The 14,741-nt window shown below is 45.8% G+C and carries 15 protein-coding genes; 9 read left to right on the forward strand and 6 right to left on the reverse strand.

The genetic code is table 11. The features are described 5' to 3' along the window. Positions 1 to 33: 33 nt before the first annotated feature. From ACQW03_RS08185 to ACQW03_RS08210, 6 genes are all read left to right on the forward strand, one after another. Positions 34 to 1,026, forward strand: a complete 993-nt coding sequence (locus ACQW03_RS08185) for an aldo/keto reductase (protein ID WP_441949195.1) — start codon at positions 34 to 36, stop codon at positions 1,024 to 1,026. Between the two features lie 434 nt (positions 1,027 to 1,460). Next, positions 1,461 to 2,219: a quorum-quenching N-acyl homoserine lactonase AiiA gene (gene aiiA, locus ACQW03_RS08190; protein WP_250239361.1), complete on the forward strand. Its 759-nt coding sequence runs from the start codon at positions 1,461 to 1,463 to the stop codon at positions 2,217 to 2,219. A 14-nt stretch (positions 2,220 to 2,233) separates the two neighbouring features. After that, positions 2,234 to 3,556, forward strand: a complete 1,323-nt coding sequence (locus tag ACQW03_RS08195) for an MFS transporter (RefSeq protein ID WP_104497176.1) — start codon at positions 2,234 to 2,236, stop codon at positions 3,554 to 3,556. A 45-nt stretch (positions 3,557 to 3,601) separates the two neighbouring features. Next, entirely contained in the window at positions 3,602 to 4,990 is a 1,389-nt protein-coding gene (locus tag ACQW03_RS08200; protein WP_441949198.1) for an amidase, read from the forward strand. Positions 4,991 to 5,019: 29 nt separating this feature from the next. Continuing rightward, a complete protein-coding gene (locus ACQW03_RS08205) occupies positions 5,020 to 5,211 on the forward strand; it encodes a hypothetical protein (protein WP_039270441.1) in 192 nt (63 codons plus the stop codon). 158 nt (positions 5,212 to 5,369) lie between these two features. Further along, a complete protein-coding gene (locus tag ACQW03_RS08210) occupies positions 5,370 to 5,981 on the forward strand; it encodes a TetR/AcrR family transcriptional regulator (RefSeq protein ID WP_441949200.1) in 612 nt (203 codons plus the stop codon). A gap of 725 nt (positions 5,982 to 6,706) precedes the next feature. Here the strand turns inward: ACQW03_RS08210 and ACQW03_RS08215 are convergent. Genes ACQW03_RS08215 through ACQW03_RS08235 form a run of 5 tightly spaced genes read right to left on the reverse strand, consistent with a single transcriptional unit; the run spans position 6,707 to position 11,051 of the window. Continuing rightward, entirely contained in the window at positions 6,707 to 8,026 is a 1,320-nt protein-coding gene (locus ACQW03_RS08215; RefSeq protein ID WP_441949202.1) for an ABC transporter permease, read from the reverse strand. After that, positions 8,019 to 8,921 carry an ABC transporter ATP-binding protein gene (locus ACQW03_RS08220; protein ID WP_071639416.1) on the reverse strand — a complete coding sequence of 301 codons (903 nt, stop codon included), beginning with the start codon at positions 8,919 to 8,921 and terminating at the stop codon, positions 8,019 to 8,021. The genes ACQW03_RS08215 and ACQW03_RS08220 overlap by 8 nt, the downstream gene beginning before the upstream one ends. Next, positions 8,918 to 9,883 (reverse strand): ABC transporter ATP-binding protein, encoded by a 966-nt coding sequence (locus ACQW03_RS08225; RefSeq protein WP_076293175.1) that lies wholly within the window; start codon positions 9,881 to 9,883, stop codon positions 8,918 to 8,920. The genes ACQW03_RS08220 and ACQW03_RS08225 overlap by 4 nt, the downstream gene beginning before the upstream one ends. Before the next feature lie 5 nt (positions 9,884 to 9,888). Further along, a complete protein-coding gene (locus ACQW03_RS08230; RefSeq protein ID WP_441949205.1) occupies positions 9,889 to 10,290 on the reverse strand; it encodes a GntR family transcriptional regulator in 402 nt (133 codons plus the stop codon). A 41-nt stretch (positions 10,291 to 10,331) separates the two neighbouring features. After that, complete coding sequence (locus ACQW03_RS08235) at positions 10,332 to 11,051, reverse strand: hypothetical protein (RefSeq protein ID WP_071639414.1); 720 nt, start codon at positions 11,049 to 11,051, stop codon at positions 10,332 to 10,334. A 237-nt stretch (positions 11,052 to 11,288) separates the two neighbouring features. On the opposite strand from ACQW03_RS08235, the gene ACQW03_RS08240 reads away from it, so the two are divergent. Together ACQW03_RS08240 and ACQW03_RS08245 are read left to right on the forward strand one after the other, a co-directional pair. Continuing rightward, positions 11,289 to 11,516: a DUF1858 domain-containing protein gene (locus tag ACQW03_RS08240; RefSeq protein WP_104497181.1), complete on the forward strand. Its 228-nt coding sequence runs from the start codon at positions 11,289 to 11,291 to the stop codon at positions 11,514 to 11,516. A 14-nt stretch (positions 11,517 to 11,530) separates the two neighbouring features. Then, complete coding sequence (locus tag ACQW03_RS08245) at positions 11,531 to 12,790, forward strand: DUF438 domain-containing protein (RefSeq protein WP_071639412.1); 1,260 nt, start codon at positions 11,531 to 11,533, stop codon at positions 12,788 to 12,790. Here the strand turns inward: ACQW03_RS08245 and ACQW03_RS08250 are convergent. Further along, positions 12,779 to 13,291 carry a GNAT family N-acetyltransferase gene (locus ACQW03_RS08250; protein WP_071639411.1) on the reverse strand — a complete coding sequence of 171 codons (513 nt, stop codon included), beginning with the start codon at positions 13,289 to 13,291 and terminating at the stop codon, positions 12,779 to 12,781. The two genes, ACQW03_RS08245 and ACQW03_RS08250, sit on opposite strands and share 12 nt — an antisense overlap. Before the next feature lie 147 nt (positions 13,292 to 13,438). On the opposite strand from ACQW03_RS08250, the gene ACQW03_RS08255 reads away from it, so the two are divergent. Further along, positions 13,439 to 14,725: a hypothetical protein gene (locus ACQW03_RS08255; protein ID WP_220030685.1), complete on the forward strand. Its 1,287-nt coding sequence runs from the start codon at positions 13,439 to 13,441 to the stop codon at positions 14,723 to 14,725. Positions 14,726 to 14,741 lie beyond the last annotated feature (16 nt).

Consider the following 14,741-nt stretch of genomic DNA (forward strand, 5'->3'; position numbering starts at 1 on the left):
AATCTAATTTTCATTATTTAAGGAGGAACACAAATGCAAACTCGAAGTCTTGGTCAACAAGGTTTAAAAGTCTCTTCTATTGGTTTGGGTACGATGGGGATGACAATGGCATACGGTCCTTCAAATGAAGATGAAGGAATAGCAACTATTCGTCGAGCTTATGAGCTTGGAGTTAATTTCTTTGATACGGCAGAATTATATGGATATGGAAATGGTCACAATGAACAGTTGCTGGGTAAAGCTGTGAAGGATTTTCGTGACAAGGTAGTACTGGCTACCAAGTTTGGCTTTGATATGACAGCCGAGCAGATTGGAACACGTTTTAACAGCCGGCCAGAAAATATTCGTAAGGTAGCTGAGAACAGTCTTCGCTATCTGCAGACTGATTACATTGATGTGTTCTACCAGCATATCCCAGATCCCGATGTTCCTATCGAAGAAGTAGCAGGGGTCGTGGGAGACCTTATCAAAGAAGGGAAAGTTAAATATTTCGGTTTGAGCAACACCGGTTCAAACACAATTCGTAAAGCTCACGCGGTTACCCCGGTCTCTATGCTTCAGACTGAATACTCCATATTTGAACGCGAGATTGAGGACGATATACTACCGACTTTGAATGATTTGGGTATAGGTCTAGTCCCTTACGCTCCATTGGGTAGAGGTTTCCTGACAGATGCAGTTAAACCAGCCCACGAGTACCCCGAAGAAGATATGCGTCGATTCGATGAGCGTTGGCAAGGGGAAAACTTTATATACAACCTAAATGCAACTGAACAACTTAAAGAACTCGCTTCTAACAAAGGGATTTCTGTAGCAGAATTGGCACTAGCTTGGCTTCTTAACCAAGGAGAGAATATCGTCCCTATCCCTGGTACACGCAGTGTTACGCGGCTTGAGCAAAACATTAATGCTGTTAATGTTAATCTTACTGAAGCTGATCTTCAACGTATTAAAGAGATCCTCCCACACGGATCAGCCGGTAGCCGGTATCCAGCTGGGATACTAGATAATTTCATTAGAGATTGATAATAATTACAATTAAAAAATTGAATAAGAAAACAGCTAACTAAGGATGATATGCTCCTATCATAGTAGACAGTAGAACAAACAAAACTTCTACTGCTACAGTGATGGGAGTTTTTCCAAGCCAAGGACTAAGCGGTCTGTTTTCGCTTAGCTCCTTGGCTTTTGTCTTGCGTGGCTCTTTAGCCGCAAATACTCTTGCTCACTTTGATATCGCGATCCCCTTGGTTTTTGCACACTACGGCTTTAACGCCGCCCCGTTGTTTCTTTGCACTCCACCTAGGCGACATTCTTTAGCTCGGCGTATTGTTGCAGGTGTAAGGCTTTTGCCGAAGCCCAACCGCCGATGACAAATTGACATCGGACAATTTGTCCGATATAATCAAAACAAAAACGGACAAACTGTCCGAATTTATAATATGAAGGATGAAACTGGGATGCATATAAAAAAGTTGTATTTTTTACCTGTAGGTGAATGTTTCCTAGATCAATCGGCAGTTAATCGAACCCTTGCCCCCGGGAAATTAGTCGGAATGCCTGTGTGGTCTTTTCTATTGGAAACGACCAGCGGGCCGATACTCATCGATACGGGAATGCCCGACGCTTTTATCAACAATCCCGATTACTACAAGGGGACTAGACGTGAAGGGCGCGTCGTCCCCAACATGTCTGACGGCGACTCGATCGTAAATGTGTTAAAGCGTGTCGGTTATCGACCTGACGATATTCAAATGGTCATTAGCTCCCATTTACACTTGGATCATTCTGGGGGAAACGGGCATTTCCGCAATACGCCGATCCTTATTCAAAGGGCAGAGTATGATGCGGCCATAAACAATGAGGATTACTCTCCATTAGAGTGCAGGTTGCCCGATTTACAATATCAAATCATTGAGGGGGACCATGAATTGATTCCGGGGGTTCAAATTTTATTCACTCCGGGTCATTCCCCTGGCCATCAATCAGTCCTTGTCACAACGGAAAAGTCGGGTCCAGTGCTACTGACAATTGATGTTGCTTATACTCGGGAGAACTTTGAGAATAGCGTACCGTTCTTGACATTCGATCAAGAGATGGCTGCCAAATCGATTACTCGCATGCAGGAGTTAATTCAGGATGTTCGGCCGTCCTATGTTTTCTTGGGACACGATAGAGATCAGGCGCAAAAATGCCGCACCTTTCCTGACTTCCTGTAATGGAGGGACAGGCTATGGATACTCAATCAATGACTTTATCCGGCAATGAGCGGAAATTAATGGGGACACTTTGCTTGCTCATTATTTTCGGAAACATCAATATGACCATGTTTAATTTGTCTATACCTTCGATTTCCGCTGACTTTGCCCTGACCTCCTCGCAGGTGAGCTGGGTTATGGTCGGTTACAGCATTTTGATGGCTATCGGCGCCGGTACTTACGGCAAGTTAACGGAGTCCTTTTCCTTTCGCCAGCTGTATGTCATTGGTTTAATCCTTTTAGCTTTCGGCTCTATGATCGGCTTTTTTGCAGCTTCATACTTGCAAGTCATCATTGGAAGACTGCTGCAGGCAGCAGGGGCCTCATCCATCTCTCCCCTGTCTTATGCGGCGGTAACCCTGTATTTTAAACCTACAGTCAAGGGACGGGTGCTGGGAACCTTATCCGCCACAATTGCCTTTGCTTCCGGCTTCGGGCCTGTGTTCGGCGGTTTCGTGGAGCAATACTTTGGCTGGCGTGCTTTGTTCATCGTGTCCAGTCTGAGCCTATTTGTTATCCCTTTGATATTCAAGTATGTTCCTGACAAGAAACACGACCGCGGTTCATTCGATTTTCTCGGAGCTGTTTTGTTCTCCGCGGGACTGGCGTTGGTATTGCTAGGGGTTACGAACTATTGGTTTATGCTCATTGCAGGAGCAGCAGTTCTTCTATGGTTCGGTACTCATATTCAGAAAAAAGAACATCCATTTATCGATGCATCTTTCATGAAAAATGCTCCTTACCGACGAATTCTAGGGATTGGATTCCTTACCTTCGTATGCAACACGGGGTTAACCTTTACTCTTCCTGTCATGATGAAGAATTCCTTTCATTTACCAACTAGTAAAATCGGTCTGCTGATGCTTCCCGGTGCCGCCTGTGCAGCCTTGCTCGGATCCCGGATCGGAGGTTGGACAGATCGTTTCGGAAGCTCCCGCGTGCTTGCCATATCGCAAAGTCTCGTCATCAGCGGATTTATACTACTGGGGGTATCCGTACATTTGCCGCCATGGATCGACGCTTTATTGATCATTATCCTTATGATTGGATTCAACGGTGTCCTCACCTCTAGCAGCAATTTAGTTTCGACGACACTCCGTTCGTCTGAGCTGGGTGTGGGGATGGGTATTTTCACACTGGCCTATCTCCTAGGCGGAGCATTCGGCCCTGCGCTGGTCGGCCGACTGATTGATCTAAAGATGCCTTTTTCTGTTGTTTATTTTACCATTTCCCTGTTGGCAATCCTGACATACTTATTCGCAAGAAAAGCAAATCCTAGCGGAAGCTATGGTAATTAGTTTGGTAGACTTACGACATGTCCGAAAGATACGGAGGATGAATAGATGAGTAAATTAAATTTCCAACTGTCCTTTGCTGCTATTCATGAGCTGGCCGAGGGGATCCGAACAAGGGAAATATCCCCGGTAGAGATTACAGAACATGCGCTTCACCGCATCGAACGTTTGAATCCGAAACTGAACGTTTTCGTTACCCAAACGTCCGAACTGGCGATTGAACAAGCGAAGCAATCGGAACGCGATATTATGCATGGTCGGTTCAAAGGGCCCCTTCACGGGATTCCCATCGTTCATAAGGATCTATATTACACTAAAGGGATCCGAACAACTGCCGGTTCAAAAATATTGAACAGCTTCGTCCCCGATTACGATTCGACGGTTGCAGCTAAGCTACATGAGGCTGGAACAGTTCTGCTAGGCAAAGTACAGACCCACGAGTTCGCTGCGGGATTGACAACAACTAGCCCGCACTTCGGTCCTTGCCTCAATCCGTGGAACACTGAACTTGTAACGGGAGGTTCAAGCGGCGGCTCGGCTTCTGCTTTAGCAGCTGGACTTACTTATCTGGGCACAGGCTCGGATACCGGAGGTTCGATCCGCATACCCGCTGCTTTGTGCGGTGTCGTAGGGATGAAGCCGACGTACGGTCGGGTCAGTCGGTATGGTATCATTCCAATGGCCTGGTCATTGGACCACTCGGGTCCGTTGACCCGCTGTGTCATGGATGCGTCCCTGTGCTTGGATGTGATGTCTGGCTTCGATCCAAAGGATGAATCGACTGTCGATCTGCCTGCGCCAGGTATCAAGATGTATCCGAATGGTCTCAGGGGTGTGCGTATCGGATTGCCGACAAGCTACTATTACGAGGATTTGATGCCGGAAGTGGAAGCTGCGATGAAGGCCGCTATCAATAAATTCCGAGAACTGGGAGCAGAAATCATCGAAGTTAGCCTGCCCCTGATCAAACATGTTAGAAGTGCGACGATGGCCATTATGATGACGGAAATGTACTCGTACCACGAGAAGTGGCTTGAGACAGAATTGGAACAGTATGGACCGGACGTCCGAATGTTTCTTGAAAGCAGTAGAGATATTCCGGCTTCCATTTACCTTCAGTCTCAGCGGGCGCGGCAACTAATTGTCAATGATTTTTTGAATGCATTGTCCGGAATCGACATATTGTTGACGCCGGCAACACCGATCACTGCCCCGCGTGCAGATGATGATGCTAGTGTATTCAGATTGAACTCATTTACGGTTCCGACCAATTTGACTGGCTTGCCTAGCCTGAGCATGCCTTGCGGCTTCTCACCTTCCGGTCTGCCGATTAATATGCAATTGATTGGCCGCCCCTTCGAAGAAGCGACAGTACTAGGTATCGGCAATACTTATGAAATGAATACAGACTGGCACAAGAGACATCCGGATTTGTAAGCTTGACTATATTTGATGGAGGGTAATCTATGGATCAAAAGCAACTTAACTCTGAAGTTAGCAGGAAAGCATCAACCGAAACCGGAACAGATACGACGAGCGACAAGAAAAAAGCATACGAGCAGTTTATTCATACGATCGCAAGTTTAAAGGAACTGGACCTATCGGGCATTGAACCGCATTTGCCTCCAAATTACAAAAAGCACTATACCAAGAAATAAAAAAAAGCTCATCGGTCACCCAAATGAATGTATTTTTAATTTTTCACGAAATGTATTATAATATGAAGACGGACAACATGTCCTATACACGAAAAACGGACATATTGTCCGTTTTTCGTGTTAAATAACAGTTAAATTAATGATGAAGGGAGATGTTTATGATGAATTCAGAATCGCAATCTGTCTCTCTGAAAATTCCCAGAGAGGAGTTAAACCGAAGACGAATTTTGGCGGCGGCTAGAGAACTTTTCATCAAAAACGGTGTTGACAATGTCAATATGCATCAGATTGCGAAGACTGCTGGAGTAGGACAAGCAAGCCTATACCGCCGCTACTCGGATAAGGGCGACATATGTCAGGAGATCGCGTATGCAGAATACCAACCTTTGTTCGATGAAGTTCAAGCATTTCTTGATCAATCCCCAGAAACCGCTGCCTTGGACCGGCTTTACCATGTAATCGTAAGATATGTCTCTTTTTTAGAGGCGAAAGTTCCTTGGCTCTGTGAGGTCAGCCGGGCCTCAACCGAGCATCGTCCGTTACAATCTCCGTTATGTCAATGGATGCGCAATATAAGCAGAAATCTGCTAAATGAGGCCGTTGAACAGGGAGACGTATCCGGGGTGGACATTTCATATACTATTGAAGCCCTGCTGGCCGTGCTTCACAATATCGATTACCATCTCCAAGATGAAGGCTTTACAAGCCAACGAGTTCTTGATGGATTACACCGCATATTTATTGAAGGTTTAAGAGCTAATAGACATTAATTGAGGGGCTGGCCACAAAGCCACATAACATGGATGAGGGATAGTCCTCCGTAACTCCTCTTTTTATCTCATAATGGTATATTGAATGTACAAAGAAACCATATCCTTTCAAATGGTCGGGTGGTACCTCCATTTTACCCAGGAACGGTTTCTTATTGTTTTACAGTTGGAGAACAGGACGTCCCTAGTCATTTTTATGACTAATGGGACAACCCTTTTTTTCTGCCAATGGCTGCTATGCGAATTGTCCGGATCGGACTTCCATGGCACGCTCTCCTTATTCGGTCTTCTTATCATCAGCAGCGCTCTTTCGTCTACTTCCTGTAGGCTTCGTAGCAGCAGGCTTAGTAGCCTGAGAATCCATAGAGAACAAGCAGGTTTTCATCTTATGTATTCCAAAATTGCAGTTGAAGAGATTTGTACAGCACTTGGGGATTTTATTAACTCATCTTCCAAACTCCACGTCCAACTTCTCCAATCCATAACCAAACCACCTTTACGAAAAGTATCAATTATGATCCTTAATTTGAATTCGATATCAATAATACCATATGTTCTCATATATAGGATATATATATAGTAAATATAAACACAAAAAAACCAATAGAAACAAGGGATTTTGTTTCTACTGGTTTAAAAATGTCTCAAACATATACCCAAAAATGTCTCAGTTATCAACCAAATCAGTCTCAATTGTTACCGTTACTCACATTCTCTCAAATTTCTTAAATCTTATAAGCCTTCATCGCTTTTTTTAGCTCTTTGAACGAAGGACGTTTGCCATACATTAAGACGCCCGTACGGTAGATCTTGGCGGCCAGCCAACCGAACAACAAAATGGAGGCGACCAGAATACCAAGTGACAGCCAGATTTCCAGCAGGCTCGCCCGCTCCAGACCAATCCGCAACAGCATGACAGTCGGCGAGAAAAATGGGATGTACCCGGCAACCTTTACGAAAATCGTATCAGGTGCGGCGATATTGAAGATACCGATATAAAAAGCTGCTAGTGACAGCACGGTAATCGGCATGATCGCCTGTCCCAACTCCTCGGTACGGCTAACGATAGAACCCACCGCAGCGAACAATACTGCGTACAGAAAGTAGCCGAGGATGTAGAATACCAGACCATAGCCCAACACCGCGATATTCAGTTGCGATAGATCCAACCCGGCTGAGCTAAGAATGACATTATTATGCGGCAGCATAAGGTTGGCACATACAACGGCTGCAAAGACAGCAATTTGCAGTAGACCGACCAGGAAAATACCGATAATTTTTCCGAACATCTGGGTCAACGGTGAGACGCTTGTGATGAGAATCTCCATGATACGTGAGCTTTTTTCCGATGTCACCTCTGCAGCAATCATATTCCCCGTTATCATGGAGGAGGTGAAGAATAAAATCATCAGTACATAGACCAAACCATAGTTAATCATAGAGGTCTCTTTTTTCTCTGTCCCCACAGTTCCCCCTGCCTCAGACGGACCGTCTACTTCCCTGCTATCCACCAATACAGGTGTGCTAATTTCGCGAATTTGATCGCTGGTCAATGCATTGCCGCCCATAATGGCTTTGACCTTAGCTTCCTGAAGTCCCGTCTGCAATAGTGTAATTACAGCAGGAGATGGCTCTTTTTCTACAGAGACGTACTCCACTTTAGGAAACGTGTCTCCCTTGGTGGCAGGCTCCGTGAACTGCACGTAACCTTGCAGCTCTCCGTTTTTCAAGGCTTGCTGCATGGCTGGCGTTTGTACGTTGTCATAACGCACCCATATGGCTGCCGGGTTGGATTGCTCCTTGGTGAATTGCTCCAGCTGACTTGCCACTTCTGTCCGGCTCCCGGCAATCAGTCCCAAGCGATGATGCTCGGCTGCCGTTGTACCCGAACCTCCTGTCCCATCTCCTTTAAACAAAGAAATCAAATACGGCAGATTCATACCAATTGTAATGAGCAAGGCCAGTACCAGCGTTGTAATGATAAAAGACTTGGTTCTCGCCTTCTGACGAAACGTAAAACCGATCACCGTACCCAGTCTATTCATGGGAATCACCCACCTCTCTTATGAAAATCTCGTTCAACGTAGGTTCCTTGATCTCAAAATGCTCCACATCCGTTTGCTCCAACGCCGTTTGTAAAATCAACTTCGCCGCATCCGGCTGCTCAATATGCAGCATCCAGCCGCGATCCATAGGCTCTGCACGGCGCACGCCGGGCAGCTGCTCCAGTCCGTTCACTTCACCTGTAGTAATGAGACGAACTTTTTCACGTGGGTAACGGCCCTTAATCTCCTGCACACTTCCCTGCACAACTGTATTTGAACGATGCAAAATCGTAATATGGCGGCACAGTTCCTCCACATGCTCCATGCGGTGGGTCGAGAATAAAATCGCAGCCCCATCATCCCGCAGCTCTTTCACCGTATCCTTAAGCAATTCAACGTTCACCGGATCAAGCCCACTGAAGGCCTCATCCAAAATAAGCAGCGTCGGGCGATGCACTACAGCAGCAATAAAACCCATTTTCTGCTGATTCCCCTTGGATAGCTCCTCAATCCGCTTGTCGTAATATTCCGGCACTCCAAAGCGCTCCAGCCAGTAGCGTAGACTTTTGTCCGCCTCCTTGGCCGACATTCCGCGCAGCCTGCCCAAATAGTTAATTTGCTCGCTCACCTTCACCTTGGGGTACAACCCTCGCTCCTCAGGCAAATAACCCATCGTCCGTTGAAGCTCCTTGCTGTAGGGCTTGCCCTCATATTGAATGTTTCCTTCATCAGGGTAAATCAGGCCGAGCACCATGCGCATCGTTGTCGTTTTGCCTGCTCCATTGCCTCCCAGTAGTCCGTAAATCTCTCCGCCGTTTACATTCAGCGAAATTCCGTTTACCGCCGTGTGGTTCCCATATTGCTTCACGACCTTTTCCAATTGCAGCATGCTCATGATTGTTTTACCCCTTCCTTCTCCATAAATGTCTCTGCATTCGCAGATATTTGTCCTGCAGACCAATATACTAAAATATCATCCAGCTCCAGACGCCGCACACGGATGGGACGAATCCCTGCTTGTTCCAATATAGCACTGGTCTCCCCGGCTGCCAGCGTTATAATTCGCTGTAAATTCCCATCACTCTCCGTCTCTACCACTCCCGGAAGCTCCGATGCCTCCTCTGGTGTACCTTCAAACCACATTTCCTTGCCATTTTCGAGCAAATGGTCTTTTTCCAGCTTGCCGAGCAGCCTGCCATCATGCATCAGGACAATATAATCCGCCAAACGCTTGATCTCGTCCATGATATGGGTAGCAATAATGATCGTCGTTTTGCCGTTCTTCATACAATCCCGCAGTTCCTCCAGCATGATTTTCCAGGCAAAAGGGTCTAAACCCGATGAAGGCTCATCCAGCAGCAACACACGTGGGTGCGGCGCCAAGGCAGCAGCCAGTTCGAATTTCCGGCGCTGCCCCTTGGACATACGCGATAATTTCGTATGTGCTGGAACCTGAAAGCGGTCCATTAGACGCTGAAAACGTGTTTCATCCCAGCCGGGATACCACAAGGCTCGAAAAGCCGCTGCTGCTTCTGCCGTTAATCGATCCTCCTCGCGAACCGGCTGCTCCGGTATATACCCAACCCATTGTCGTGTATCTGCCGGCATACCGTCGGGGTATGCTTGACCGAACCAACGAATCTCACCGGAATCCGGATGAACAAGCTGAGTCAGCAAATGAATCAATGTGCTTTTCCCTGATCCGTTATGTCCAGCCAGAGCGACCACATATCCTGGTTCAACAGTTAGATTAATCGGCCCAATATTCCGGTTACCTCGGGTTTTATAGACCTGGCTCATCTCAATAATTGGTACTTTCCTCTGTATTTGCGTAGGAACTTCCACATGATTGTTCACAGCTGTCACTCCTTCACCTGGACTTCATACCTTCTCTTCACCATTTCTGCGAAAAGATCCAACAATTCCTGCTCTGTCATCTGTACAGCAATGCCTGTATCAATCGCCGTTTCCAACGCCTCGGTCACCGCTTTAAGGCGGTAACCTGAGCGCATATCATCCTCGACCAGAGCGACAAAGGTGCCCGTTCCCTGCCGGGTACGTAGCAAACCTTCGTTCTCCAAATCCTGATAGACCCGCCGGACGGTGATGACGCTGCAACGGAGCGTTCCCGCAAACTCACGAATGGAGGGAAGCAGCGTTCCCGCTGCAATCTGTCCGGTTACAATGAGTGAACGAAGCTGCTTTTCAATCTGCGCATACAGCGGTTCCGCGCTATTCTCATCAATTTGCACTGGAATATTCACCTGCTTTCCCCCCCTTTTTAGTTACTTTTGTACACATACTACTAAGTTAAGTCCCGCTTCATGAGCTTACGCTGTGTCACCCGATAGGACACTGACATAGCTAGAATTCCTGCTAACAATGCTCCCCACATCACCGGGGACAACAGCAACCATTCCTTACTGTAAGATGCCGTTATCGATACCAGATTGGCCCCGCATACTCGAACTATAATCGTAACTATCCCACAAATAAGCATGATGACAATGGATATCCAAAAGTAGGATTTACCTTTTTTAAGAAATTCCAAATGAATATAAATGGCTTGAATCAGCATTCCGTAGCCTATCCAGGTAAGTGCAAACGATACAAAGAAACCTGTACTGGCATATACCCGAAACGTAGCTGACAACGTAAACAAGAGAGTGAAAAATATCACACTATTCACAACAAACGCCAACAGCGCCTGTTGAATTCGACTCATAATCACCGCATTCATCGGTATAGGCAAGGTGCGGAAAAAGGCTAGCATATGCGTATAGGAATCTTCCTGAAGATATTTAAATGCACGGCGGTTATAAATGAATCCGAGAAACGGAATCAACGCCAGCATGATAAAATCGGCTACTGGACTTAAGTTTCCACGTTCACCCCATTGCACACTTACAGCAAAACTCATGGTAAATCCCAAATATGCAATAAACAGCAATGTCCACAGCATGACATATGGATTGTTGCGAAAATCGTGCCGGGTAATCTTCCATGCCTGCTTGATAATTGTCATTTTCTTATCCTGATCCCTTCTGCACTGCTTGTGTAATAACGACCTCGTTCTCTCTTCATACGAAGTAATTATTACATTAATCAGTGTTATTACTGTATATATCTTTATACACAGTATATAAACCATGAATTACTACTGTCAACACCTGCATGTAAATTGTGCGTACAATCACAAAAGCTCGTCATGACCTATGCTACTCTGTAAATGATAAACGTTCTCAATCAAGGGGATGAATAAATGGATAAGATACTGCACTGGGATGAGCCGATATTTAACCTTGTTAATCGTCACCCCGAAGTGAAGGACATTATGGTAGAGCTGGGTTTTCACGATATCGCCAAGCCTGGCATGTTACAAACCGCGGGTCGTTTTATGACACTGTCCAAAGGTATTGCATTGAAAAAAGTAGATATGGAAACCGTGCAGCGGACATTTTTGCAACATGGTTTTACTATTCAAAAATAAAGGAGCTAACCATCATGAGCGAGCTAATTAACAACCGTGAACATACAGCACAGGAATTAACGGAACGCCAACAAACGCTAAAGGAAATTATAAAAGAATTACATGCCGGGAAAAGCGTGGAGGAAGTCAAAGCCCGTTTCGCAGAGGCTGTTGGCGGAGTAAGCGTGGCGGAAATTTCGGCTATGGAGCATGCATTGATGACCGAGGAGGGAATTCCCGTATCGGAAGTGCAGCGTCTTTGTTCCGTGCATACATCGATATTCAAGGGTTCCATTGAGGATATTCACCGTCCTGCCGGACCGGAGGAACAACCGGGACATCCCGTTCATACCTTCAAGCTGGAAAATCGGGAGATCGAACAATTGGTCAACTTCAAGTTGTCATTGCACGCGGACCAATTTCAAAAGGACGACAGTCCCAAAATTATCTACAAGTTACTGGAAGATTTAAGTCTGCTGCTCGATCTTGACAAGCACTATAGCCGCAAAGAAAATCTGGTCTTCCCTTATCTAGAACGCTATGGAATTTTTGGCCCAACCAAAGTCATGTGGGGTGTGGACGACAGCATTCGTGCCGCAATCAAGGAAGCGAAGAGTCTGCTCGCTGAATATAACGGAGATCGTGAACAGATTGGGAAGGCGCTTGCCCATATCATGAGCGAAGTGAATGAAATGATATTCAAGGAAGAGAACATTTTGCTGCCGATGGCACTCAGTAAGCTGACAGAGGATGAGTGGCTGAAAATAGCCCGGGAAAGCGAGGAAATCGGGTTCTGCCTGACCGCTCCCGAACGTGAATGGATACCCGAACGGGCAGAGGAACCTGCAGAAGCCCTTGAGCAAACGGAAGGCACATCCGGAACACCGCAAGGCTTCGTGAGATTCGAGACGGGGATTGTATCCGTCCAACAATTGGAACTGCTGTTGAATCATCTACCCGTTGACCTGACTTTTATCGATGAAAATGATGTTGTTCGCTATTTTTCCCATGGTAAAGAACGAATCTTCGCGCGCACGAAAGCCGTCATTGGTCGTACCGTACAGAATTGTCACCCACCCCAAAGCGTGCATGTCGTTGAGAAGCTGCTGGAAGATTTTAAAGCAGGCCGCAAGGATGCTGAAGATTTTTGGATTCCAATCAAGGACAAATTTGTCTACATCCGTTATTTTGCCATCCGTGATGCTGAGGGCCACTATCTGGGAACGTTGGAATTCACGCAAAATATTGCACCAATTCGTGCCTTGGAAGGACAAAAGCGTATTCTATCCGAATAGTATCCAACCGTAAGCCACCATGTTTAGGTTTTTGCCACTCATATTTATAATATGTTGTTCTACTATAAGTTTGGCTCCCAGCCTTTCATAAAAAGTACATGCTGGATTATCTGCTAGCACCCATACGATTACAGAGTGAATATCCATACTATCAAAATGTTGAAGCAGACGTAAAAATAGTCTCTTCCCCAAGCCTAAACTATGGTATTCACTCAAAACGTAAATAGCCGTTATTTCTCCCCCATACGGGGGATATTCACCTGACTTTTCCGGACCTCCACTCACAAATCCGATGATTCCCCCCTTCTCATTTTCAGCAACATATACCCGATGACCATCTTCACTGGATAGATTCGCATTCCACAGTTCTGTTCTTTGCTCATAAGAAAGCTGTTCCAGAACCTGGGCAGGCATTATATCTTTGTACGTCGTTCTCCAGCAATCTACGTGCACCTTGGCGATGCCCTCGGCATCTGATATCGTTGCTTCCCTGATGATCATGTGAGTTCCACTCCTAGTTTCCAATATTATGCTTTCTATTATACCGACGATCCAAATCTTGATCTATAATAAGAATATTCATTGTTTAGTGAAGTTGGATAGGATAACCGTTCACTACACTACTCGTTCATTACTGGAGGATTCGACTTGAATAAAATTGTTTCATTTTATGTGCCGCTTGGCATTTCGTCATTAATTGCTGCACTAACGCATGTCATCGTCAACGCTGTGCTTGCTCGTTCGGAACATCCTTCGTTTACATTAAGCAGCTATGCGGTTGCCGTCAGCCTGTGCCTACTGTTGGAAACTCCGTTAACCGCAGTACGGCAGATGACCACGAAATTCGGTTATGATCGCAAGTCCGTTCATTCTATTGGTATTTTATGTACGTTCGTGGCGGTGACTGTATTGATCATAGGCTGGAGTATCGGGTTGACGCCCGTAGGCAATCTAGTCTTTCAATATGTATTTGGTGTGTCCCCAGTATTGATCGAACCCACCAAGAACGTATTTCAGGTTCTTACTTTACTATACATATTAGTAGCTGTCCGTAACATATATCAGGGACTTATTATTAACAAGCACCGAACGGCATGGATGACATTCAGCTCGTCCATACGTATTATCGTGATGCTAATTGCTTCCTGGTTTTTGATCCATGCTGGCTGGACGAATGACGGACGAGTCGGTGCCGCCATTTTTATTGCAGGTATCCTCATAGAGCTGGTCGTTACTTTTTTAGAAGGCCGAGTTCTCAAAAGAAAGCTGCCTCCTGACAACGCGGAGCAAACCATCCATCATGCGAAGCATCTCCTACCTTTTTATCTTCCTTTGCTATATTCGGCGCTGGTACTGGTTATCTTGAATCCTTCCATCCAAGCTGCGCTGAACAATACAACTGATCCACTTTTGGCCGTGGCATCCTTTTCTGTAGCACTGCAAATCCTAAATTTATTTGTCTGGTTTTGCAGCTCTTTGCATCAAATTGTGATTCAATTTTATACGTCCAAGCGCAGGGAAGTGCTGATATTTTTGAGCTTTTTGTCTATCCTATCGCCGCTGCTACTCCTGTTACTTTCCTTCAGATTTGCTGGCGATCCTGTGTTACGGAATGTATTGGGATTGGAAGGAGAATTGTTGCTAGAAACCAGAGGATTGCTTCGCATACTGGCTGTCTATGTCGCATTTTATCCTTGGGTGGAGTATTTTATTGGAAGGTCAATATTAATCGGCAATACCAAACCTATCTTTATCGGTAGGCTGTTTTCTGTAAGCTTTGCGATTCTCGCGCTTATTCTGTGTATCTGCTTTTTTCCAGGACTGGACGGCAACGTGGCGGGAATTGTGATGGCTGTTTCCTCCCCTGTCGAGCTGGGGATTTATCTGTTGCTTTACCGAAAAATCTCTACAAGCACGATGAATGTATCATCCTGAAAAAACTTACCTAGAG

It is taken from the genome of Paenibacillus sp. DRB1-1 (genome assembly GCF_052119485.1).
Lineage (GTDB): Bacteria > Bacillota > Bacilli > Paenibacillales > Paenibacillaceae > Paenibacillus > Paenibacillus polymyxa_B.

What these genes read in the sequence shown, in the direction of transcription:
- ACQW03_RS08210 (WP_441949200.1), top strand. Translation starts at nt 5,370, where the DNA reads ATGATGAATTCAGAATCGCAATCTGTCTCTCTGAAAATTCCCAGAGAG.
- ACQW03_RS08205 (WP_039270441.1), top strand. Translation starts at nt 5,020, where the DNA reads ATGGATCAAAAGCAACTTAACTCTGAAGTTAGCAGGAAAGCATCAACC.
- ACQW03_RS08195 (WP_104497176.1), top strand. Translation starts at nt 2,234, where the DNA reads ATGGATACTCAATCAATGACTTTATCCGGCAATGAGCGGAAATTAATG.
- ACQW03_RS08215 (WP_441949202.1), bottom strand. Translation starts at nt 8,026, where the DNA reads ATGAATAGACTGGGTACGGTGATCGGTTTTACGTTTCGTCAGAAGGCG.
- ACQW03_RS08235 (WP_071639414.1), bottom strand. Translation starts at nt 11,051, where the DNA reads ATGACAATTATCAAGCAGGCATGGAAGATTACCCGGCACGATTTTCGC.
- ACQW03_RS08200 (WP_441949198.1), top strand. Translation starts at nt 3,602, where the DNA reads ATGAGTAAATTAAATTTCCAACTGTCCTTTGCTGCTATTCATGAGCTG.
- ACQW03_RS08250 (WP_071639411.1), bottom strand. Translation starts at nt 13,291, where the DNA reads ATGATCATCAGGGAAGCAACGATATCAGATGCCGAGGGCATCGCCAAG.
- ACQW03_RS08240 (WP_104497181.1), top strand. Translation starts at nt 11,289, where the DNA reads ATGGATAAGATACTGCACTGGGATGAGCCGATATTTAACCTTGTTAAT.
- ACQW03_RS08220 (WP_071639416.1), bottom strand. Translation starts at nt 8,921, where the DNA reads ATGAGCATGCTGCAATTGGAAAAGGTCGTGAAGCAATATGGGAACCAC.
- ACQW03_RS08245 (WP_071639412.1), top strand. Translation starts at nt 11,531, where the DNA reads ATGAGCGAGCTAATTAACAACCGTGAACATACAGCACAGGAATTAACG.
- ACQW03_RS08185 (WP_441949195.1), top strand. Translation starts at nt 34, where the DNA reads ATGCAAACTCGAAGTCTTGGTCAACAAGGTTTAAAAGTCTCTTCTATT.
- aiiA (WP_250239361.1), top strand. Translation starts at nt 1,461, where the DNA reads ATGCATATAAAAAAGTTGTATTTTTTACCTGTAGGTGAATGTTTCCTA.